We start from the raw sequence: 21,193 nt of genomic DNA, 5'->3' as shown, positions 1-21,193 counted from the left end.
CCCTCCTGTACCCAGGAGGATCAACAATCATGACTGCAACACAGAGCGTTACACCGTCCCAATCCCGGCGCCGCTATGAGTGGCGTGTCGTCGATATCGTGGTCGCCTCAGTCATCGCGGTGGCCGTGGGCGTCATCTTCTTCGCCTGGTCTGCCGGTTACAGCGGCATTGCCGCGGTGACAGCTGCATTCCCGCCTCTCGCCGGGCTGTACTCAGGCGGCTGGCTCATCGCCGGGGTGCTGGGCGGACTCATCATCCGCAAGCCCGGCGCTGCCATCTACTGCGAGGTGCTCGCGGCCGCTGTGTCGGCGCTGATCGGAACCCAGTTCGGTATGGCGGTGCTGCTCTCCGGCCTGGTTCAGGGCCTTGGCGCTGAACTGATCTTCGCACTTTTCCTTTATCGGCGGTGGAATATCGGGGTGGCGCTCCTCGCGGGACTGGGCGCCGGACTTGCCCTCGCCATCAGCGAAAACATCATGTACAACGTCGAATGGGCTCTTGAGTACAAGCTGATGTATGGAGTCTTCGCCGCCATCTCCGGCGTAGTGCTCGCGGGTCTGCTGCCGTGGCTCGCCACCCGGGGGCTCGCGAAGACCGGTGCCCTGTCAGCCTTCGCCGCGGGCCGCACGGCAGACGTCTAGCATGGCACCCACGGCGGCGCCCGCCCCGGCGTCGATCACCGCAAGGGGTTGGGGATGGCGTCACCCCGGCCGGACACGCTGGGCAGTCCGCGATATCCACCTGACGATCGAGGCCGGGCAGCGCGTCCTTCTCCTCGGCGCGTCCGGTGCCGGCAAGTCCACGCTTCTGCACGGACTTGCCGGGGTCCTGGGCGATCAGGACGAGGGCGAGCAGACCGGCGAACTTACTATCGACGGCGTCAGGCCGGCTGCTGCACGCGGCCGGTCCGGGCTGGTCCTTCAGGACCCGGACAGCCAACTGGTGCTCGCCCGGGTCGGTGACGAAGTGGCGTTCGGAGCCGAAAATCTGGCAGTGCCACGGAAAGACATCTGGCCACGCGTGCGTCAGTCGCTGGACGACGTCGGCCTGGATGTCCCACTGAACCACTCCACCACCGCGCTCTCCGGCGGCCAGAAGCAGCGGCTCGCGCTTGCGGCAGTCCTCGCGATGCAACCCGGGTTGATGCTCCTCGATGAGCCGACCGCCAACCTGGACCCCGCCGGGGTGTTGGATGTGCGCGATGCCGTTGTCCGCGTACTCAACCGAACCTCCGCGACGCTCGTTGTGGTGGAGCACCGGGTGGAGGTCTGGGCTGACGTGGTGGACCGGGTAGTGGTGCTCGATTCCGACGGCGGCATCCTCGCTGACGGGGAACCGGCTGCAGTGCTCCGGCACGAGGCCACACGCGCCAGGCTCGTTGAGGCAGGGGTCTGGGTGCCGGGTTACCGGCCGGAGACCCCAACGGTACGTACCGGCTCCGGAACGGACCTGCTGCAGGCGTCCGGGCTATCCGTCGCGCGCACCAAGCGCGGGCCGGCGGTTCTCAGCGGCGTCGACCTCACCCTGCAACAGGCGGAAGCAGTCAGCGTGTTGGGTCCGAACGGTGCCGGAAAATCCACGCTCGCGCTCACCCTCGCCGGGTTGCTCCGCCCCCGCAAAGGTGAACTCTCAGCCCTGGATCCGCTCGCCCGCGGAGCGGGGGCCAAACCATTCGAGTGGAAGTCCGCCGATCTGGTCAGCCGGATCGGTACGGTCTTCCAGGAGCCCGAACACCAGTTCCTGACCAACTCCGTTCGTGAGGAACTGGAGTTCGGCCCGCGGCGGGTGGCCAGGCTCACGGAGGAAGAAGTACGACGGCGGATCTATCCCATTGCTGAGCGGCTCCGGCTCACGGGGCTGCTGAAAGCGAATCCGTTCACGCTGTCCGGCGGCGAAAAGCGACGGCTGTCCGTTGCGACGATGCTTGCCACCAACCCGGACATCCTTATCCTCGATGAGCCCACCTTCGGTCAGGACGCCAACACCTGGGCCGAGCTGGTGACCCTGCTCGCCGAACTCATCCACGCGGGAACCTGCGTGGTCTCCGTTACCCATGACCGTGACTACACCGCGGCGCTCGGAAGTTGTGTGGTGGCCGTTGACGGCGCGTCCGCAACGCTGGAGGCTGCGGCGTGAGCATTGACGTGGTGAACCCGGCAATCACCGGGAAGGTGCTTCCGAGGGCCAACCCGCTCTCGAAACTTTTTGCCGCTCTGGTGATCACCGTCGTCGTCATGCTCAGTGTCGACTGGGTGAGTGCCGGCGTCGTGCTTGGAAGTGAACTGCTGCTGCTCCCGTTGCTCGGCATCAGCGTGCGGAGGCTGTTCCTGAGGACGTGGCCGTTTGTCGTCGCGGCGGTCGTCGCCGCGTACGGCACCGCGCTGCTGGCGGAAAAGACCGGCCGGGTTCTTCTTGAGTTCGGCCCGGTTCTCTTCACGGAAGATTCAGTCAACGCCGGGCTCGCGATCGGGCTGCGTGGGCTCGCGATCGCGCTTCCCGGACTGTTCCTGCTGACCACCACTGACCCGACGGACCTTGCCGACGCGCTGGCGCAGCGGCTGAAGGCGCCGCACCGGTTTGTGCTGGGAGCACTCGCAGGGATGCGGCTGGTCGGCCTGCTGTTCGACGAGTGGCGGACGCTTGGCCTCGCCAGGCACGCCCGCGGCGTGGGGCATGAGGGGAATCCGGCCGCACGGTTCGGTCATTTTCTCGGGCAGGCGTTCGGACTCATGGTCCAGGCCATCCGCAGGGCCACCCGCCTGGCCGTGGCCATGGAGGCACGCGGTTTCGGAGCCGGTCCGCGCACCTGGGCCAGGGAAAGCACCTTCAGCCGGGTGGACGTCGTCGTCGTGCTGGTGGGCGTGCTGATCGCAGCGCTCGCCGTGACCGCGGCGGTCTTCGCCGGCACCTGGAACTTCATTCTCGGCTAGGCGACCCTGTTCGGAAGGCGTTCCGGGGTGCATCATGAAGGAAGCCGCAGGCTTTTCCCAACGTCGCATCGTCTCAATGGGTAGGTACTGCGGTGTGATGTCGAATGTGGGGAACGAACATGGCCGATGGACAGGCTGACTGGCTGGGTGTCATTAGGGATAACCACCTGCGCCCGCTGCGGCGCTTCGTCCGCCGCCTGACAGCGGACGCCTTCCTGGCTGACGAGGTGGTCCAGCTGACCCTGCTGCGGGCCTGGGAGCATCCGGTCATGCGGGGTCACAGCGAGCTCGAGATCCGCGCCTGGCTCTTCGTTGTTGCCCGGAACATCCTCGTGGACTCGTTCCGCAGCGGCTTCCGCCGCCACGAGTTCGATGTGGACGAGGTTCCGGATACTCCTTCCGATGACGAGGTGGAGCAGCTCCTGACGTCCTGGCTGCTGACCGATGCGCTGAACGAACTCTCGCCCGAACACCGCGACGTGGTACTCCACTTCTACTTCCGCGGGGAGACAGCGGCGGAGATCTCACGGGCCCTTTCCATACCGGAGGGAACCGTGAAATCCCGCCTGCACTACGCGTTGCGCTCCCTCAAGAGCGCGCTGCTTGCCCGGGACGTGGCCTCAAGCGGTTAGCCCGGCCGTCACCTTACTGGATCATCGTGCCGTCCGGTGCCACGACGTACCACACCTCGTTGGCGCCCTGGCCGTTGGTGTCGCCCGGAGCCTCATCTTCGGCGAAGTAGTAGATCGGCATGCCGTTGATCGTGATCTGCAGATCTCCGTCGGGTGTTTCGATGGTGCCCACTTCGCCCGTAACGCCTTCCACTTCAGGGGTCTCGCTGTCGCTGAGCACCGGCGGCCAGGCTTCAAGGCAGCCGCCCTCACAGGCGCTCACTCCGGAGTCTGGTTCGTCATTGGTGAAGTAGTAAACCACCATGCCCTCGGCGTCGACGACGATCTCACCCAGCTCGGATTCCGCGACACCGAGCGGGGTGCCGACGGTTCCGCCGGCCGCTGCCTCGCCGGATGGTTCCTCCGAAGCCGCGGTTGTCTCCGCCTCCGTGGGTTCCGCGCTGGTCGGTTCTGCTGCTGCAGTGGTTTCTGCGGCTGGGGCGTCGGTCTCAGTCTCGGTCGAGGTGGAGCCGCCACAGCCGGTCAGCGCCAACAGGCAAACAGCGATGACGGCGAACAGGACACGCATTGCTTTACTCATGTTGATTCCTCCCGTAAACACCCCCTGGACACCCGGGGGATGGGAGTGGCCACTCGACCCCTCTGCTGGAAAGACGCACGAACCACCCCTGATGGTTCAATCTGCGGACGAACTCACAGGTGAGTCACAGCTTCAGGCGGAGGCGAGCGCCCGTGCGAGGTCCGTCTGCAGATCGGTCACGTCCTCAAGGCCCACCGAGAGCCGGATCACGCCGTCGGACAAGCCGATCGCCGCGCGCCCTCCGGGACCCATCGCACGGTGCGTGGTGGTGGCCGGGTGGGTGATCAGCGTCTTCGAATCGCCCAGGTTATTGGAGATATCGATGATGCTCAGCGCATCGAGCAGCGCGAAGGCGCGCTCCTTCGCCTTCCCCTCGGGTGCGTCCAGTTCAAACGTCACCACGGTGCCGCCTGCTGTCATCTGGGCGGCAGCGAGATCAAACTGCGGGTGGGATTCGAGCAGCGGGTAGCGCACCCAGTTTACTGCCGGTTGGGTTTCCAGCCAGCGGGCCAGGGTCAGCGCCGAGGACGAGGAGTGGTTGACCCGCAGCGAAAGCGTTTCCAGTCCCTTGAGCAGGGTCCATGCATTGAATGAGGACAGCGCTGGCCCGGTGTGGCGCATGAGCGCCTTCACTGGACCCTCGATGAAGTTCCTGCGGCCGAGGATTGCGCCGCCCAGCACCCGCCCCTGCCCATCCATGTGTTTGGTGCCGGAATAGACGACGACGTCGGCACCCAGTTCCGTACACCGCTGCAGCAGCGGTGTGGCGAAGACATTGTCGACGACGACCTGCGCCCCGGCGGCATGGCCGAGCTCGACGACCGCCCGGATGTCGACGATCTCCTGCATGGGATTGGACGGCGATTCGAAGAACACCGCGGTGGTGGGAACGCTCAGCGCTTCCTCCCACTGGCTCAGGTCCCAGCCGTCCACGAAGACTGTCTCCACGCCCCAGCGGGGCAGGACCTCGTTCAGGATGACAAAGCAGGAGCCGAACAGGCTGCGGGAGGCAACTACCCGGTCACCGGCCGCGAGGAGTGCACCGAGTGCGGTGAAGACGGCGGACATGCCGCTGGCGGTGGCGAAACACGCCTCCGCTCCCTCGAGCAGGCGGAGTCGTTCCTGGAACATGGCGACAGTCGGGTTCCCGTACCGGGAGTACACAAACCGGTCCACCTCGCCGGTGAAGGCCGCCTCCGCCGCCGCAGCGGAGGAATACACGAAGCCCGAGTTCAGAAAGAGTGCCTCGGACGTCTCCTCGAAGTTGGACCGTGCCAGCCCGCCACGCACCGCAAGGGTGTCGGAGGACCAGGCGGCGACGTCGTCGTCCGGGCGTTGGATCCGGGGGTAGCCGCCGTTGCCGGCGACGGGCTCACGGCTCGCCGCCGGAGAGAACGACGACGGCGCGGGCTCACTCACGGGCGCGGGCTCACTCACCGGCGTCGTCACGGTCCGCTGCCGGCAGGGCAGCGCCGGTCGGTCCTGTGGTCTCTGAATGCGTGGTTTCGGTATGCACTGTGGTGGCCAGGCCGCTGGAGCGCCAGCCGCCGTCGGCCTCGAAGCCGTGCAGCACGTTGTACGCAGTGTGACCGGCAGCGGTTGCGTTCTGCGCTGCGGCCACGGAGCGGACGCCCGAGCGGCACAGGAAAAGCAGCTCACGGCCCTTGAGGCCGTTCAGCTGGTTGAGGAAAGAGACGTTGCGGGTGCCGTCGGAGCGGTTCCACTCGAGGAAGAGAGGTACGGTCCCGGCGTCGGTGAGGTCGGGGACGCCGACTGCCTGCCACTCCTCAACCGTGCGCACATCCACGAGTACGGCGCCCTTGCTGACGCGCTCAACGGCATCACGGGGAGTGATGTCGCCGGCGTAACCGCCGACGGGCCGGGACTGTGTCCGGGAATGGGGGGTGGAATGCGATGTCACTGTGTCTCCTCACGCTGTGCACGCTGGTGATCATGGAACCTGATCGTTGTGCCGAGTAGTCACCTGAGGCACCCCGCCGTGAAAGAGGGTTGCCGGCCAGCAAGTCAGGGCTTGGCACTGGCGCTCGTTACTCCGGAATGAACGTAGCACCGGCGATGGTACGGCTGCCACGCTGGGCCGTAACGTGCGGTAACGCCTGCGGCGCTCTGAGCTGCGGGCATGGGCCAAAGGTGCCGGTGCGTGGCAGGTTCGTGGGCCAAAGGTGCCGGTGCGTGCCAGATTCGTGGGGACGTCCCCACGATCCTGCCGATTCCCGGCGCGTTTGCCGTCGAGCTGGGAAACAGGCGCGTTTGCGGTCGAACTGGGAGGCCGGCGCGTTTGCGGTCGAGCTAGGAGACGGACTCCACGAGACCGCTCAATTCGTCGGTCAGCTCCGGCGAGACCGTCACCGGCGTTCCGTCGATGGACCCGACCTCGGCGAGCAGACGCACGCTCGAGATCAGCCAGACGCCGTCAGAGACGAACAGGTCTGGTGGCACCAGCGGACCGTAACCCAACTCCCAGCCAGCCTCGCTCGCAGCGGTAAACAGTGCGCCCTGGGAGGTGCCGGGCAGGATTCCGCTCTCCAGCTGCGGCGTGATGAGGTGCTTGACCCCGTCGATTACCCGCGCGATCAGGACGGTCGACGTCGGGCCCTCGAGGACCTTGCCGTCGGACGAGGTGAAGATGACATCATCGGCGCCGCGCGAACGGGCATAGCGGACCGCCGCCATGTTCACCGCGTAGGAGAGGGTCTTGGCTCCCATCAGCAGCCACGGAGCACGCTGGGCGACGGTGCTGTCGTAGCCGCGGTCAAGCAGGAGGACCGACAGCCGCTGTCCGCGCAGCCCGTCCGGTACGGCGGACACCTGGACCCACGCGGTGGCTCCCGCGGCTGGTTCGCCACGGGTGGCTACGAGCTTGACCACGAGTTCACCGTCGTCGTCGGCTTCGGTAAGCGCGGTGGTGATGGCACGTTCCCAGGCGTCCGACGACGGGACGTTGAGTTCCAGCGCGGCGGCGGACGTCGCCAGCCGGGCGAGGTGTGCCTGCAGTTTCCGGGGAGCGCCGTTGACGGCGAGCATGGTCTCAAAGATGCCGTCACCCCGGGTGATCCCGGTGTCGGTGACCATCAGCTGCGGCTGTGCTGCGTCAGCGATGCGGCCATCGGGACAGGCGGAGTCGAGGAACACCAGAACACTCATGCGATCAGCATAGTGACCGGAGCGTCAGGAGCTCGTGTCACTTTCCTCATTCAGCCCGCGCTGTGCGAAGTCTGCTTCGTCGGAAGCTTCCGGCGGCAGGGGATCGGTGGCGTCCGGAACCTGGCCTGGTGCGTAGTCGATGAGCCCGGCGTCGACCCGTTCCTGCTCCGTTGCGGCCGCCAGGGCATCGTCATCGAGGCGTTCGGGCTGCCCCGCATGGCCCTGATGGATGCGGTTGGGGAGGAACTCGTTATCCGGCTCCTGGACGTCGTCCAGGTTGGGCGTGTTTTCATCGTTGGAGCTAGTCATGACTGTTCTCCTTCGTTGCACTTTCCTCGGGCGTCCCATGCTTCCACAGACCCTGATCGGACGAAAGGCCCCCGCCCGTGTGCCGGCTTGATTGGAGAGTCAGTCGGGAAAGGACGAGCCCAGCGCGGACAGCACCCCGAACGCTTTTGTCCGGACCTCGTCCCACTCCTCGGCGGGGTCGGAATCCGCAGTGATCGCGCCGCCCACCCCCAGCGTGAGGCGGGTGCCGCCGTCGTCGTCCTCCATCAGGAGGGTGCGGATGACGACGGCGAGGTCCGCCGCCCCATCGAGGGAGAAGTAGCCGGCGGCACCGGCATAGATGCCGCGGGGTCTTTCCTCCAGCCGGTCCAGGATCGCCATGGTGCTGATCTTCGGCGCACCCGTCATTGAACCGGCCGGAAATGCTGCGGCGACGGCTTCGGCACGGGAGGAACCGGGCCGGAGACGCGCGTCGATCGTGCTCACCATCTGGTGGACCGTGGCGTACGTTTCGATATCGCACAAGCGGGTCACCGTCACGGTTCCGGGGACTGCGAGATGGGAGAGGTCATTGCGGAGCAGGTCCACGATCATGATGTTCTCGGCCCGGTCCTTCGTGCTGGTGCGCAGATCCTCCTGCAGGGCGGCGTCCTCGGCCGGGTCCTTGGACCGGCGCCGGGTTCCCTTGATCGGTTCGGCGCGCATTCCGCCCGCCGAGTCCAGCCGCAGGAACCGCTCCGGCGACGTGCTCGCGACGGCGAATTCCGGGAAGCTGAAGTAGTGCGCAAACGGTGCGGGATTGGCGTCGCGCAGAGCGAGGTAGGTGCCGAACGGATCCAGTGGCGCTTCCTCCCGGGCGGTCAGGGCCGTCGTCAGGCACACCTCGTACGAGTTGCCGTCCGTGATTTCCGCCTTGGCCGCGCGGATCTTCTCCAGATAGGGCTCCCGTGTATCCCGCGAGGTGAAGCGCGGTGCTCCCAGTGGGCGCGGAGCACTCACCGGATTGTCCAACGCCGGAGCAGTACCCCCGAAAAGCACGACGGCGCGGGCCCGTTCCAGCCACGCATCGGCGTCAGCGTCGCGGGAGCCGTCGCTCAGGGTCAGCAGGTAGGTTCGCTGTTCCCGGTGGTCAAGGACGACGGCGCGGCCCGCGAAAAGCAGTGAAGCATCCGGAACCGAGCTGGAACTGTGCGCATGCACAGGAGCGGAACCGCCGGTTTCACGCTTCAACTCGTAGCCGAGGTAGCCCAGCCAGCCGAGGGCAAACGGTCCGGGATAGTCCTCCGGCGGCCGGACGGCGCGGCGGCCCCACACACCGTCCAACCAGCGGAAAAATGGACCAGCAATCCGGGCAGTAACCGGGCCGCTGCTGACCATGGTGACGCCGGAGGTGTGCCGGGCAACCTGCCCGAACCTGCCGCCGTCGTCGGCCAAGATCGAGAAGCGGCTGCGGCCTTGCGGGTCCTGGGCGGCGGAGCTGTCCAGCCAGGCAGCCGCCTCGGATCCCCCGTACAGGGCGGAGAAAACGCCCGCGGCGTCCGGACACCCTCCGACGGTTTCGACCTGCAGCGTGAGACCTCTCCGTGCCGCACGCTCCATGGACATCAGCGATTCACACTGCGGCAGTCCCGCCAGGGCACGACGAAGCTGGTCCGGAACGGAGTTGCCGCGATGGCCCTGAACCAGCAGGTCAGCGTGGGGTGCGGGGCGGTCGGCCGCGAGCCACCGCTCTTCCTGTTCGGACCAGCGCTGCCAGAACGGCGTGTAGGTATCGCCGTCGCGTGCGAGTGCACTGGTCCGGCGAAGAGTGTCATCGGCGTCGATCCACACCACCACATCGAGCAGTTCCCGGGCGGCTTCGCACGCCGCACCCACGCCCTCGACCACCACAATGTCAGCGGGCTGCGTGAGGCGGGTGCCGCCGTCGTCGTTCGCTGTCCAGTCCCAGGCCGTCCACCGGGCAGGCCGTCCGGAGGCCAGCGGGGTAAGCACCGTGCGGACGTACCGCTCCATGCCGTCGGCAAGGCCGTCCCAACCGGGATAGATGTCCTCGAGGTGAAACAGGCTGACGGTGTGGTGTTCGCGCAGCAGCGCGGCAAGCTCAACGGCGAGGGTTGTTTTGCCCGCCCCGGATCGGCCGTCCACGGCAATGATGAGCGGAACGACGGCGTTCGCGAACTTGTGAGCCATGCGTCAGGCGAATGCCAGCAGCGCACCCACGGCCACGAACAGCGTGCCGAAAGTGCGGTTGAGGACGCGTTGCCCGCGCGGGCCGCTGGTGAACCGGCTGAAGGAACGGGCAGCGGCGGCGAAGAACAGCCACATCACCAGAACATCAATAACGACGACGGTTCCCGCCAGCACACCGTACTGGCCGAAAAGCTCCTGCTCGGGCCGGATGAATTGGGGGACGAACGCGAGGAAAAACACGATCGCCTTGGGATTGAGCAGGTTCACCCACAGGCCGCGGCGGAACATCGACGCAGCGCCTTCGGCATGGAGCGTGGCTGCCTGCTCGGCCGGCACCAGAGGCTCAAGGAACTTCCGGATGCCGAGGTACACCAGGTAGGCGGCACCCGCGTAGCGGATGATGCTGAACGCCAGCGGAGACCCGGCGACCAGGAGGCCAACCCCTGCGGCGACGACGGCGATGTGTACCAGCAGTGCCACCTGCTGGCCGAGGATGCCCCACATGGAGCGGCGGAACCCGACGGTGAGCGAGTTGCTCATGGTGTTGACGGCTCCGGCGCCCGGGGTGAAACTGATCAGCGCCTGGGCGCCGACCAGCGCCAGCCAAATCGAAAGGGTCACTGAACAATCTTAGGGGCCAACGGCACAGCCCCCTGCCCCTGCCACCAGCTCACCGTCGCGGCGGCTCCGTCCTGCAGGGGAGTAGGCCGAAGGCCAAGCAGTACCTCGCTATGCGCCGAGTCCATGACGAACGGATTCTCGAACTGGTACAGCATCTCGGAGAGTTCCCGCAGGTCACCCGGGAACTTCCCGAGCAAGCGCACCATCCAGCCGGGAACCGGCTTGATCCGGGGCTCCGGGGATCCGGCGGCGCGAGCGAATTCCTTCGCGATCCCGCGGAATGTCGGAGCGGCAGTTGTCGGGGCGTGCAGGACCGAATTCCACAGTTCCTTCCGGGCGGCAGCCGCGATCATGGCCGCCGCGAGGTCGGGAACGTAGGTAAAGGAGTGGGGCAGGTCCGGGTTTCCGAGCGGTCGGATAGTCTTGCCGGCCAGCAGGCGCGGGACGATGCGTTCCCCTGCATGGGCTGCACGGACCCGTGGCCCGTAGAAGTCTGAGGCGACCATGCTGACCGTCGCCGTGGCCGACGCCTCCCGCTGTCTCAGCAACAGGGTGCGCACACCGCGTTTGCCGGCCACCGCTTTCCGGGAGGAGCGTTCAGTCATGACCTCGTCCGGTTGATCGTAGGAATACAGGCTCTCAGGAAAGACGACGACGGCGCCCGCCTGCCCAGCCGCCTCCAGCACCACCTGCTCTGCACGGGGCAGCTCCGCTTCCCATGCTGCAGCCGTATAGGCGGAGCCGTGGATGCAGTGGAAGACCGCTTCCGCCCCCTCGAAGGCCGGTTGGACCCGGTGAGGGTCCGATACATCCACGCGGATCCGCTCGATGCCTGGATTGTCTGGTCCTGCGCCGGAACGGGTGAGGATGCGCACCCTGTCGCCCCGGGCAGCGAGCTTCTCGGCTACTGTCCAGCCGACGGGGCCCGCTCCGGTCACTACGTATAGCTGTGTCATGTCGGCTCCGATTGATGAGTGCGTAAAGTGGAGAGCAGTGCTCTCGCAATCAGTATGCGCTCGCCGAAGGGCATGCGTCAAGAGCGGTGCTCTCTAAAGTTGACGATGCTCTCCGGTGCAGCGAGCATGGGAGCATGGCCCCTACTCCACGTGAACGTGCGCGCACCCAGACGATGAAAGACATCATCAGGATCGGCCGCGAACATCTCGCTGTGCATGGGGCCGCTGCCTTGTCGCTGCGGGCCATCGCCCGGGAGCTCGGGCTGGTTTCTTCGGCGGTCTATCGGTACGTCGAGAGTCGGGATGAGCTCCTTACCCTGCTGGTGGTGGACGCCTATACGGAGTTGGGCGACGAGGTGGATCACGCGGTCTCGAAAGTGCCGGCGTCGGACTACGCCGCCAGGTTTATTGCCCTGGCCCGTGCGGTACGCGTCTGGGCGGTCAGGGAGCCCGCGCGCTATGCGCTGCTCTTCGGCAGCCCGGTTCCGGGCTATCACGCACCCGCGGAGCAGACCACAGGTCCCGGTACCCGTGTGATCAGGGCGCTGGTCCGGATCTACGATGACGCCTACCGGGCCAAGGGCGGCGTGGCAGCCCTCCCGGCCCTGCAGCATGAGGCGCCAGTGGAAGTTCAGCTAGCTGCAGACCTGGCCTGGATTCGGCAGGAGATGGGTTTGGAAGCCGACGATGACCTGATCGTGAGGGGAACGCTCGTCTGGGCAGCACTCTTCGGCGTGATCAGCTTTGAGGTCTTCGGCCAGTATGGCGCGCGCACGTTCGGCGATCCGGAGCAGCTGTTTGAGCAGCACTTGCTGGTGCTGAAGGGGGTTGTGGGGCTATAGGTTGCTGGCCAGCCCGGCTGGCCGCCTCCGCAGTGCGGCAGCTACCAAAGGGTACTCAGCGGTTCGTAGTCGTGCATGGCGGCGTCGCTGGTGATCACAGTGGCACCTTCGATCAGGGCTTGCGCTGCAATGAGTCGGTCGAAGGGGTCTGCATGGTGCCAGTCCAGGGACGCTGCCGTGCTGGCCCATGTTGACCAAGTCAACTTGGTCAACATCGGCGGTATAGGGCTCAACCCAATGTCCACATCCATCGAATGCGGTCATGATGCAACGGTATAAGTCACGGCGCCGGCTGTCTGAATCAGGAAGATATGTGGAAAACCCTCAGCAGGTTCCTCACTTGGGGAGTAAGGCTTGTCGGCCGCAGGGCTCAGCGGGCAGCGTGACCCCGCGCGAGTTCCTCCAGCACGTACTGAACAATCCCCGGAACGGCGTCGTTGACCAGCCGCCAGGTGGCCTCGAAGTCTGCCTGATCCCCATACCACGGGTCGTAGATTCCCAGCTCGGAAACCGGTGTTCCGGCAGCGCCTGGATCGAATTCGCGAAGCATGCGCACACGGCTCCGGCTCTCCGCGTCCGGTGCTTCCAGCCGGAGGTCCTCGTAGTGGTCCACATCCAGTGCGAGGATGAGGTCGCGCTCCGCGTACCAGCTGGGGTCGAACTGCCGCGCGCGGTGCGCGTCGCTGGCCAGCCCCAGTGCGGTGAGCTTCGCGGCCGCCCGCTCATCGATCGGGTTACCCGCTTCCCAGCCGGTTGTGCCGGCGGAATCCACCAGGACGTCATCGGCCAGACCAGCCTCTTCAAAAGCGCGGTTCAGCATGATCTCGGCCATGGGGGAGCGGCAGATATTGCCGGTGCAGACAGTGACGATCCGGTACATGCATCAATCCTAGGTACTGAAGCGGGACAGTCGCAGGGGGCGTGCCGAAATCCTCGGCTAATCCTCTTCCAGCAGCGCCATCGCGGCGCTGTGCCCACCGAGTCCGCTTACTCCGCCGCCCCGCCGGGACCCCGCACCGCACAGCAGGATGCGCGGGTGATCCGTTGCAACACCCCACCGGCGAGCGGGCGTGTCCAGGGGTTCGTCGTCGTCCGCGAAGGGCCACGACAGCGGCCCGTGAAAGATGTTCCCACCCGTCAGGCCGAGGGTGTCCTCGAGATCGAGGGTGGTTTTGGTTTCGATGCAGGGCTCACCCGACGGCCCCGTGAGGATGCAGTCTTCGATCGGCTCGGCCAGCACACTGTTCAGCGACGCCAGCACCGCCTGCTGCAGCGCAGCGCGGTGAGCATCAGGGTCCCCCGAGGCAACCAGCCGGTGAGGGGTCTGCAGGGAGAAAATGGTGAGCGTGTGCGCGCCTGACTCCCGCAGCTCCGGCGACAGGATCGAAGGATCCGCCAGCGAGTGGCAGTAGATCTCGATCGGCAGCGGGTCGGGTACACGGCCGGCGGTTGCCTCGGTATAGGCCCGATCCAGCTGCGGGTACGTCTCGTTGATATGGAACGTCCCGCCGAACGCCTGCTCGGGGCCCACCTGAGGATCCCTGAGCCGCGGAAGCCGGGACAACAACAGGTTCACCTTCACCTGCGCGCCCTCTGCAACCGGATGCGACGCCGGTGCGAAGCCAGACGCATCCGGCCCGCCCATCAGCCGCCCCAGAACGGCGGGCGTGACGTTCGCGAGGACAAATTCTCCGCTCACCCGCTGTGGGCCACCGCCTTCGCTGTCAAGCATGTAATGCACGACGCCGTTCGCAGCGACCGCAGTCACTTCCGCTCCCGTGCGGATCACCACGCCGGCTTCGCGGGCCGCCCGCTCCAGCGCTCCGGAGACGGCTCCCATTCCACCGACGGGAACATCCCAGTCCCCGGTGCCTCCGCCGATCACGTGATACAGCAGGCACTTGTTCTGCCGCAGATCCTCGCCGTGCGCCCGGGCGAAGGTGCTGATGAGCCCGTCGGTCAGCAGGAGCCCGCGCACCAGGTCGCTGTCCACACAGCGTTCAATTACCTCGCCGACCGGCCGCTCGATGAAGTCTTCCCACACGGCGTCGTCGCCGACGAGTGCGCGCGCCTCAGTCCGGCGCAGCAGCGGCCGCGTCACCGTTGGCCACAGCTTCTCTCCGAGTGCAGTGGTGCGCCGGTAGAACGAAGCGAACCCGCCGGCATCATCTCCGGCACCAACGCGTTCAAAACTTGCGCGGGTCGCCTCGTCATCCGAGTTGTCGATAAGTAGCCCGACGTCAGCGCCGGGCAGCGGCGTATAGGAGGAGTACCGCCGTCGTACCAGGTGCAGGTCAAGATCGAGGTCCTCGATGATCTGCCGCGGCAGGAGGCTCACCAGGTAGGAGTAGCGGGACAACCGGGCGCCGGTGCCCGGAAAGGCTTCGGCGGAGACCGCTGCGCCGCCCACCTGGTCCTGCTGCTCAAGGACCACCACGGACCTGCCGGCTCGCGCCAGGTACGCGGCCGCCACCAGGCCGTTGTGGCCGCCGCCGACTACAACGACGTCGAAATGCTCAGGATCGGTTGACAGGGACCGGCTCATCATCGCCTCACCCTATAACTTCACACCCGGACCGAACTTCACACGCGGATAAGGAGCTCCCCGCACGGGATGAGGAACCAGCCGTCGGGCGATTCACCCCAGCGCCGCCAACCGGCAGCCATGCGCTCCAGGGCGGCGCTGTCCGCCAGTCCGCGCTCAAGTGTCTGCTCGGCGAAGCCGGAGCTCAGCACACGCTCCGCCCACGTCTCCGCGTGCCAGCGGCGGCGCTCCTGCGTGGCATACAACCAGTTCGACGACAATGCCTCCACCTCCGTCAGGCCCGCCTCGTGAGCCCAGGCAAGGAGGTGGCGGCCGGCGTCGGGCTCTGCCCTGTTGCTGCGGGCGAGCTGTTGGTAGGTCTCCATCCACTCGTCCAGCTCCGGAGCGGGCGGGTACCAGGCCATGGCATGGAAGTCTGCATCGCGGACAGCGATGATGCCTTCGGGACGGGTGACGCGCTGCATCTCGCGCAGTGCGGCGACCGGGTCGGTGAGGTGCTGCAGTACCTGATGGGCGTGCACCACATCGACGGCTTCGTCCTCAAGGTCGAGGTCATACACGTTGCCCGTGCGGAAGGACAGGTTCTCGACGCCTGCGTAGGTGCGCGCCGCCAGTGCCACGACGTCCTCGGCCCGATCCATGCCGATCACTACTCCGGGATCCAGCAGGGCAGCGAAATCGGCGGTGATGCTGCCCGGACCGCAGCCGACATCGAGCAGGTCCATCCCGGAGGAAAGATGCTCCAGCAGGAATCCGGCGGAATCCTGCGCCCGGCGTGTTGCATGGGCGCTCGTCACGCTGGCGTGATGACCATGGGAGTAGACCTCATCGTTCATGACCGACAGGTTACTCCGGCGCGTCCTCCAACGCCTTGCGGCGCGCGTTCACGGTGGCGTCCGTGACCTTGCGCATCATGGTGCTGAACAGTTCAAGTTCTTCGGGAGTGAATCCGGAGAGGGCCTGTTCCACTTCGCGCGCCAGGGGGATGAACAACCGGGACCCGGTCTCGAGCGCCTTCTCCGTCATCTCGAGGTGCACCTGCCGCCGATCCACAGAACTCCGTGAGCGGCGGACATGCCCCGCTTCATCCAGCCGGTCTATCAGGGCCGTGGTCGCGGGCGAACTCAGGTTCAGGGCGTGGCGAAGCATCCCGGGTGTCACGGTGGCGCCGGTGCGCGCAGCCCCCATCATGATTCCCAGTGCGTTCAGGTCCGTCCGGTGCAGGGCATCGCGGACGCTGACCGTATCCACGTAGCGGTCGGTCTCGACGGTGAACTGCTGAAGCAAAGCCAGTAGTTCACGTGATGCGGCGGCCATCTTCCTCCTGTTCGTCTCCAAGACTAGAATACTGGAAATTATCTCGATGATGGATATAGTAGGCGGCAGAGATACTCCAGAGAGGTTGCGCATGTTCAACAAGAAGTGGGTCCGGGTGTTCTTCCCGGCATTCATCGTGGTGCTGTGGTTCATCGGTGCCGGCTTCGGCGGTCCCACGTTCGGCAAGCTGGAGGAGGTTTCCAGCAACGATCAGGCGTCCTTCCTCCCGGCCAACGCCGAGTCAACGGAGGCTGGAGAGCTGCAGGCGGCGTTTACGGAATCGACGGCAGTGCCCGCCGTGATTGTGGTGGAGTCAGAGACGGAGATTCCTCCGCAGGAGCTTGCCCAGTATGAAGAGCTTGCCGGCCAGCTGACCGAGGTGCCGGGCCTTGAGCCTGCCGCCGAGGGGCAACCCGCCGTCATCGGTCCCATCCCTTCGGAGGATGGCCTCGCCATCCAGTACATTGCCTCAGTGTCCGACGGCGCGGAACTGGGTGAGGTGGTCATCGAACTCCGCGAGGTGCTTGAGGCTGAGCTTCCCGCGGGCACCGAGGGTTACGTCACCGGGCCGGCGGGCTTCACTGCTGACCTGGTGAGTGCGTTCGGCGGCATTGACGGCATCCTTCTCGCCGTGGCTCTGGCAGCCGTGTTCGTGATTCTGCTGGCCGTGTACCGCGCGCTCCTCTTGCCGTTCCTGGTGCTGTTCACCTCCGTCTTCGCGCTTGCGACGTCAATCCTGCTCGTCTATGCCTTTGCGTTGTGGGGCTGGATCGAGCTGAGCGGGCAGAGCCAAGGGATCCTGTCGATCCTGGTCATCGGCGCGGCAACGGACTATGCACTGCTGCTGGTTGCCCGCTACCGGGAGGCACTCACCGAGTTCAGCTCGAAGTGGGATGCCATGAAGGTTGCCTACCGGGCCTCGGTGGAACCGATCATCGCCTCCGGCGCCACGGTGATCCTCGCGCTGCTGTGCCTTCTGTTCTCCGACCTCAACTCGAACCGCAGCCTTGGCCCCATTGCCGCGATCGGCATTGTCTTCTCCCTGCTGGCCGCGCTGACCCTCCTGCCCGCGTTCCTCCTGCTTTTCGGCCGAAGCGCGTTCTGGCCCCTGCGGCCCAAGGCCGGTACCCATCCGGCCGGTGTCCACGGTCGCAACGTCACCGGTCTCGAAGGATTGCGCGGTATCTGGAAGCGGGTCGGCGGACTGATCTCGCGGTTTTCCCGACCCGTCTGGATCGTTTCCTTGCTGGTGCTTGTGGCTGGTTCGCTTGGGCTTCTTCAACTCCAGGCCTCGGGTGTGCCGCAGTCTTCACTGATCCTGACACCGTCCAACGCGGTGGACGGCCAGGATGCGCTGGCCCGCCACTTCAACGCCGGTGCCGGCAGTCCGCTGACCATCATCGCGCCGGAAGGGCAGGAAGATGCCGTGCTCGACGTCCTTGAAGGACAGGAGGGCGTCGCCGAGGCGACCGTTGTCACTGAGGGGGCGGGCGCCGTCGTCGTCCGCGATGGCAACGTGCTGGTCAGGGCCACGCTCGGCTACCAGGCCGACTCCGCGGAGGCGGAGGAACTGGTCAAGCAGCTGCGCACCGACCTGGACGCGGTGAGCCCCGAGGTGCTGGTGGGCGGAGTGACCGCCGTTGCCCTCGATACCAACGAGACCGCACAGGCGGACCTGACGAAGATCATCCCCATCGTCCTGGTGGTGATCCTTGTGGTCCTCATGCTGCTGCTGCGGTCCGTCCTGGCGCCGCTGCTGCTCATCGGCTCGGTGGTGTTGTCCTACGCGACTGCGCTCGGTGTCTCAGCGCTCGTGTTCAACAACCTGCTCGGGTTCGACGGCGCGGACGCCTCTGTTCCGCTCTTCGGCTTCGTGTTCCTGGTGGCGCTCGGCGTTGACTACAACATCTTCCTGATGACACGCGTGCGGGAGGAGTCGCTGCGCATCGGAACGCGGCCCGGAATCCTTCGCGGACTCGGTGTCACAGGCGGCGTCATCACCTCCGCGGGCGTTGTGCTGGCGGCTACGTTCGCGGCCCTGGGCGTCATTCCCATCCTGTTCCTTGCGCAGATCGCCTTCATCGTGGCGTTCGGCGTGCTGCTCGACACCGTGATTGTGAGGTCGCTGCTGGTTCCGGCGCTGGCGTATGACATCGGGCCGAAGATCTGGTGGCCTTCGAAAATGGCCAAGCACGACGGCGGCGCGGCGACTGGTGGCGGTGCTCACAGGGCAGACACTCCCAGCGAAACGCCCGATTCAGTGGGAACGTCTAGACATTCCCACTGAATCCACTGATCCGATGGGACAGCACGAAAGAGGACCGAGCCGCTGGATTTCCGGGAACTGGGGGCATCGTCGTCGCGCTCTGATCTTGAATTGAGCGATATCGACTCAAGTCTGGTTTGACACATGAATGATGCTGAGTACAGTTGAGTGCAGAACGCTCAATCTGGGCGGAATCCCGAATTTCTGGTTGATGGCCACAGGGCCGCCGACTCGCTGAAAGGAAATACGCATGTCACGTGCAGTAGGTATTGACCTCGGAACCACCAATTCCGTCGTTTCCGTGCTCGAAGGTGGCGAGCCCACCGTCATCGCCAACGCGGAAGGCGCCCGCACCACGCCGTCCACTGTCGCTTTCTCCAAGAGCGGCGAAGTTCTGGTCGGCGAGATCGCCAAGCGCCAGGCTGTCAACAACATCGACCGCACCATCGCCTCCGTCAAGCGCCACATGGGGACCGACTGGACCAAACAGATCGATGACAAGACCTACACACCGCAGGAAATCTCCGCGCGTATTCTGCAGAAGCTGAAGACCGACGCCGAGAGCTACCTGGGTGAAAAGGTGACGGACGCCGTCGTCACCGTTCCCGCCTACTTCAATGACGCCGAGCGTCAGGCCACCAAGGAGGCCGGCGAAATCGCAGGCCTCAACGTCCTGCGGATTGTGAACGAGCCCACCGCTGCAGCGCTCGCCTACGGCCTGGACAAGGGCAAGGAAGATGAGCTTATCCTGGTTTTCGACCTCGGTGGCGGTACGTTCGACGTCTCGCTCCTCGAAGTCGGCAAGGACGAGGATGACTTCTCCACCATCCAGGTCCGGTCCACCTCCGGCGACAACCGCCTTGGTGGCGATGACTGGGATCAGCGCGTCGTTGACTTCCTCCTCGCGCAGGCAAAGGCGAAGGGTGCAGACCTGTCCAAGGACAAGATCGCGTTGCAGCGTCTGAAGGAAGCCGCTGAGCAGGCCAAGAAGGAACTGTCCTCAGCCAGCTCGACGAACATCTCCCTGCAGTATCTCTCCGTCACCCCTGACGGCCCGGTGCACCTGGACGAGCACCTCAGCCGGGCAAAGTTCCAGGACCTCACCAAGGACCTGCTGGACCGCACCAAGAAGCCGTTCAACGACGTCATCAAGGAAGCCGGCATCAAGGTCGCCGACATCGATCACATCGTGCTTGTCGGCGGTTCCACCCGCATGCCGGCCGTCTCCGAACTGGTCAAGGAACTTGCCGGCGGCAAGGAGCCCAACAAGGGCGTCAACCCGGATGAGGTCGTTGCAGTCGGTGCAGCCCTGCAGGCAGGTGTGCTGAAGGGCGAGCGCAAGGACGTTCTCCTCATTGACGTCACCCCGCTGTCCCTCGGCATCGAGACGAAGGGCGGTGTGATGACCCACCTGATCGAGCGCAACACGGCCATTCCCACCAAGCGAAGCGAAACCTTCACCACCGCGGATGACAACCAGCCCTCCGTTGCCATCCAGGTCTTCCAGGGCGAGCGCGAGTTCACCCGGGACAACAAGCCGCTGGGTACCTTCGAGCTCACGGGTATTGCCCCCGCGCCGCGCGGTGTACCGCAGGTCGAGGTGACCTTCGACATCGACGCCAACGGCATTGTGCACGTGTCCGCCAAGGACAAGGGCACCGGCACCGAACAGTCGATGACCATCACCGGTGGTTCCTCGCTCTCCAAGGAAGACATCGACCGCATGGTCCGCGACGCCGAGGAGCACGCTGCCGAAGACAAGCAGCGCCGCGAGGCAGCTGACACCCGCAATGGCGCCGAGCAACTGGCCTACTCAACCGACAAGCTGATTGCCGATAACTCGGACAAGCTGCCGGAAGAGGTCAAGACCGAGGTTCAGGCCGACGTCGACGCCCTCAAGAAGGCCCTGGAAACCCAGGACAATGATGATGAGGTGAAGGCCGCCTTCGAGAAGCTCCAGGCTTCGCAGAGCAAGCTCGGCGAAGCAATCTACGCCCAGGCACAGCAGGAAGGCGCCACCGGTCCCGGTGCTGCCCCCAGCGGTGAGCCGAGCGAAGACGGCACCAAGGCTGACGACGAGGACATCGTTGACGCCGAGGTCGTTGACGAAGACGAGAAGAAGTAACCATGCCTCACCACGGAAACGAAGAAGAGCACCAGGAGCCCGTCAGTTTCCGGGACAACCGGAAGATCGACCCGGAAACCGGCGAGGTCCGTGGGCAGCAGGACGGCACTGCCGGCACTGAGGACACTGGATCGGCACCCTCAGCGGGCGCCGGTCAGGAGCCCGAAGCTGCCGCTGATGGGCCCGACGCGTTGGCTCAGGCAGAAGCCATCCTCAATGAGGCCGGCGAGGAAGTCCCAGCGGCTTCCACCGATGGCGAGGCTGAACTCCGGAACGATCTCCTCCGCCTGCAGGCGGAGTACATCAACTACCGCAAGCGTGTGGAGCGTGACCGGGATGTCGCACGGGACATGGCGGTGATCGGGGTCCTGAACTCGCTGATGCCGGTTCTCGACGACATCGACGCCGCGCGGCAGCATGGGGACCTCGCGGATGGGCCCTTCGCGGCAATCTCCGCCAAGCTGGAGAATGCGCTGAAGACCTACGGTCTGTCCCGCATCGACGAGACCGGAGTGGAGTTCGACCCGAACATCCATGAAGCCCTCATCCAGCAGCCGAGCGCCGACGTCCAGTTCGACAGCGTCAGCCAAATCCTCCGCGTGGGTTACAGGAAGAACGACCGCGTGCTGCGTGCCGCGCAGGTAATTGTTGCTGTTCCCGAGTAGCTGAGCTCGCCATCCCCTCCGCACGGAGGGGATGGCGGCAAGGCTTCCACGAATCGGCAACCTGAAAATTT

At 65.6% G+C, this 21,193-nt stretch carries 21 protein-coding genes and 1 riboswitch; of the genes, 8 read left to right on the top strand and 13 right to left on the bottom strand.

What is annotated here, in order from left to right:
* The first annotated feature begins 29 nt into the window (after nt 1–29).
* The 4 genes from JOD47_RS04395 (at nt 30) to JOD47_RS04380 (ending at nt 3,562) form a co-directional block, all read left to right on the top strand.
* Entirely contained in the window at nt 30–641 is a 612-nt protein-coding gene (locus JOD47_RS04395; RefSeq protein WP_204532287.1) for an ECF transporter S component, read from the top strand.
* A gap of 1 nt (nt 642) precedes the next feature.
* Nucleotides 643–2,136 carry an ABC transporter ATP-binding protein gene (locus JOD47_RS04390; protein WP_204532285.1) on the top strand — a complete coding sequence of 498 codons (1,494 nt, stop codon included), beginning with the start codon at nt 643–645 and terminating at the stop codon, nt 2,134–2,136.
* On the top strand, nt 2,133–2,930 hold the full coding sequence (locus JOD47_RS04385) for an energy-coupling factor transporter transmembrane component T family protein (RefSeq protein ID WP_204532283.1): 798 nt from the start codon (nt 2,133–2,135) through the stop codon (nt 2,928–2,930). Before JOD47_RS04390 ends, JOD47_RS04385 begins: the two co-directional genes overlap by 4 nt.
* Before the next feature lie 119 nt (nt 2,931–3,049).
* A complete protein-coding gene (locus JOD47_RS04380) occupies nt 3,050–3,562 on the top strand; it encodes a sigma-70 family RNA polymerase sigma factor (RefSeq protein WP_204532281.1) in 513 nt (170 codons plus the stop codon).
* Nucleotides 3,563–3,575: 13 nt separating this feature from the next.
* Here the strand turns inward: JOD47_RS04380 and JOD47_RS04375 are convergent, their stop codons facing one another.
* From JOD47_RS04375 to JOD47_RS04340, 8 genes are all read right to left on the bottom strand, one after another.
* On the bottom strand, nt 3,576–4,142 hold the full coding sequence (locus JOD47_RS04375) for a COG4315 family predicted lipoprotein (protein ID WP_204532279.1): 567 nt from the start codon (nt 4,140–4,142) through the stop codon (nt 3,576–3,578).
* A 132-nt stretch (nt 4,143–4,274) separates the two neighbouring features.
* A complete protein-coding gene (locus tag JOD47_RS04370; RefSeq protein WP_204536424.1) occupies nt 4,275–5,483 on the bottom strand; it encodes an O-succinylhomoserine sulfhydrylase in 1,209 nt (402 codons plus the stop codon).
* 88 nt (nt 5,484–5,571) lie between these two features.
* The gene (locus JOD47_RS04365) at nt 5,572–6,063 is read right to left on the bottom strand and encodes a rhodanese-like domain-containing protein (protein WP_204532277.1); all 492 of its coding nucleotides are present in this window, start codon (nt 6,061–6,063) and stop codon (nt 5,572–5,574) included.
* Between the two features lie 6 nt (nt 6,064–6,069).
* Nucleotides 6,070–6,195: riboswitch (SAM riboswitch) on the bottom strand.
* A 257-nt stretch (nt 6,196–6,452) separates the two neighbouring features.
* Nucleotides 6,453–7,307, bottom strand: coding sequence for an aminodeoxychorismate lyase (locus tag JOD47_RS04360; protein ID WP_204532275.1), 855 nt, complete (start codon nt 7,305–7,307; stop codon nt 6,453–6,455).
* A 24-nt stretch (nt 7,308–7,331) separates the two neighbouring features.
* Nucleotides 7,332–7,616, bottom strand: a complete 285-nt coding sequence (locus JOD47_RS04355) for a hypothetical protein (RefSeq protein ID WP_204532272.1) — start codon at nt 7,614–7,616, stop codon at nt 7,332–7,334.
* 99 nt (nt 7,617–7,715) lie between these two features.
* A complete protein-coding gene (locus tag JOD47_RS04350) occupies nt 7,716–9,785 on the bottom strand; it encodes a chorismate-binding protein (RefSeq protein ID WP_204532270.1) in 2,070 nt (689 codons plus the stop codon).
* A gap of 3 nt (nt 9,786–9,788) precedes the next feature.
* Nucleotides 9,789–10,406: a LysE family transporter gene (locus tag JOD47_RS04345; RefSeq protein ID WP_204532268.1), complete on the bottom strand. Its 618-nt coding sequence runs from the start codon at nt 10,404–10,406 to the stop codon at nt 9,789–9,791.
* On the bottom strand, nt 10,403–11,362 hold the full coding sequence (locus tag JOD47_RS04340; protein ID WP_204532265.1) for an NAD-dependent epimerase/dehydratase family protein: 960 nt from the start codon (nt 11,360–11,362) through the stop codon (nt 10,403–10,405). The genes JOD47_RS04345 and JOD47_RS04340 overlap by 4 nt, the downstream gene beginning before the upstream one ends.
* Before the next feature lie 134 nt (nt 11,363–11,496).
* Here JOD47_RS04340 and JOD47_RS04335 point away from each other — a divergent pair, with 134 nt between their 5' ends.
* Complete coding sequence (locus JOD47_RS04335; protein WP_204532263.1) at nt 11,497–12,204, top strand: TetR/AcrR family transcriptional regulator; 708 nt, start codon at nt 11,497–11,499, stop codon at nt 12,202–12,204.
* 41 nt (nt 12,205–12,245) lie between these two features.
* On the opposite strand, the gene JOD47_RS04330 is transcribed toward JOD47_RS04335, so the two are convergent.
* The 5 genes from JOD47_RS04330 to JOD47_RS04310 form a co-directional block, all read right to left on the bottom strand.
* A complete protein-coding gene (locus tag JOD47_RS04330; RefSeq protein WP_204532261.1) occupies nt 12,246–12,407 on the bottom strand; it encodes a PIN domain-containing protein in 162 nt (53 codons plus the stop codon).
* Nucleotides 12,408–12,574: 167 nt separating this feature from the next.
* The gene (locus JOD47_RS04325) at nt 12,575–13,084 is read right to left on the bottom strand and encodes a low molecular weight protein-tyrosine-phosphatase (protein WP_204532259.1); all 510 of its coding nucleotides are present in this window, start codon (nt 13,082–13,084) and stop codon (nt 12,575–12,577) included.
* A 57-nt stretch (nt 13,085–13,141) separates the two neighbouring features.
* On the bottom strand, nt 13,142–14,752 hold the full coding sequence (locus JOD47_RS04320; RefSeq protein ID WP_275577871.1) for a phytoene desaturase family protein: 1,611 nt from the start codon (nt 14,750–14,752) through the stop codon (nt 13,142–13,144).
* Between the two features lie 35 nt (nt 14,753–14,787).
* A complete protein-coding gene (locus tag JOD47_RS04315; RefSeq protein WP_204532257.1) occupies nt 14,788–15,585 on the bottom strand; it encodes a methyltransferase domain-containing protein in 798 nt (265 codons plus the stop codon).
* 10 nt (nt 15,586–15,595) lie between these two features.
* The gene (locus tag JOD47_RS04310) at nt 15,596–16,066 is read right to left on the bottom strand and encodes a MarR family transcriptional regulator (RefSeq protein WP_204532255.1); all 471 of its coding nucleotides are present in this window, start codon (nt 16,064–16,066) and stop codon (nt 15,596–15,598) included.
* 91 nt (nt 16,067–16,157) lie between these two features.
* On the opposite strand from JOD47_RS04310, the gene JOD47_RS04305 reads away from it, so the two are divergent.
* From JOD47_RS04305 to JOD47_RS04295, 3 genes are all read left to right on the top strand, one after another.
* A complete protein-coding gene (locus tag JOD47_RS04305; RefSeq protein ID WP_204532253.1) occupies nt 16,158–18,353 on the top strand; it encodes an MMPL family transporter in 2,196 nt (731 codons plus the stop codon).
* 229 nt (nt 18,354–18,582) lie between these two features.
* A complete protein-coding gene (gene dnaK / locus JOD47_RS04300) occupies nt 18,583–20,457 on the top strand; it encodes a molecular chaperone DnaK (RefSeq protein WP_204532251.1) in 1,875 nt (624 codons plus the stop codon).
* 2 nt (nt 20,458–20,459) lie between these two features.
* The gene (locus JOD47_RS04295) at nt 20,460–21,122 is read left to right on the top strand and encodes a nucleotide exchange factor GrpE (RefSeq protein WP_204532242.1); all 663 of its coding nucleotides are present in this window, start codon (nt 20,460–20,462) and stop codon (nt 21,120–21,122) included.
* The last annotated feature ends 71 nt before the right edge of the window (nt 21,123–21,193 follow it).

This window comes from Arthrobacter tumbae, from assembly GCF_016907495.1.
In the GTDB taxonomy this organism is placed as follows: domain Bacteria; phylum Actinomycetota; class Actinomycetes; order Actinomycetales; family Micrococcaceae; genus Arthrobacter_D; species Arthrobacter_D tumbae.
Note: the sequence above shows the minus strand (reverse complement) of the source record. Positions and strands in the feature narration are given on the sequence as shown.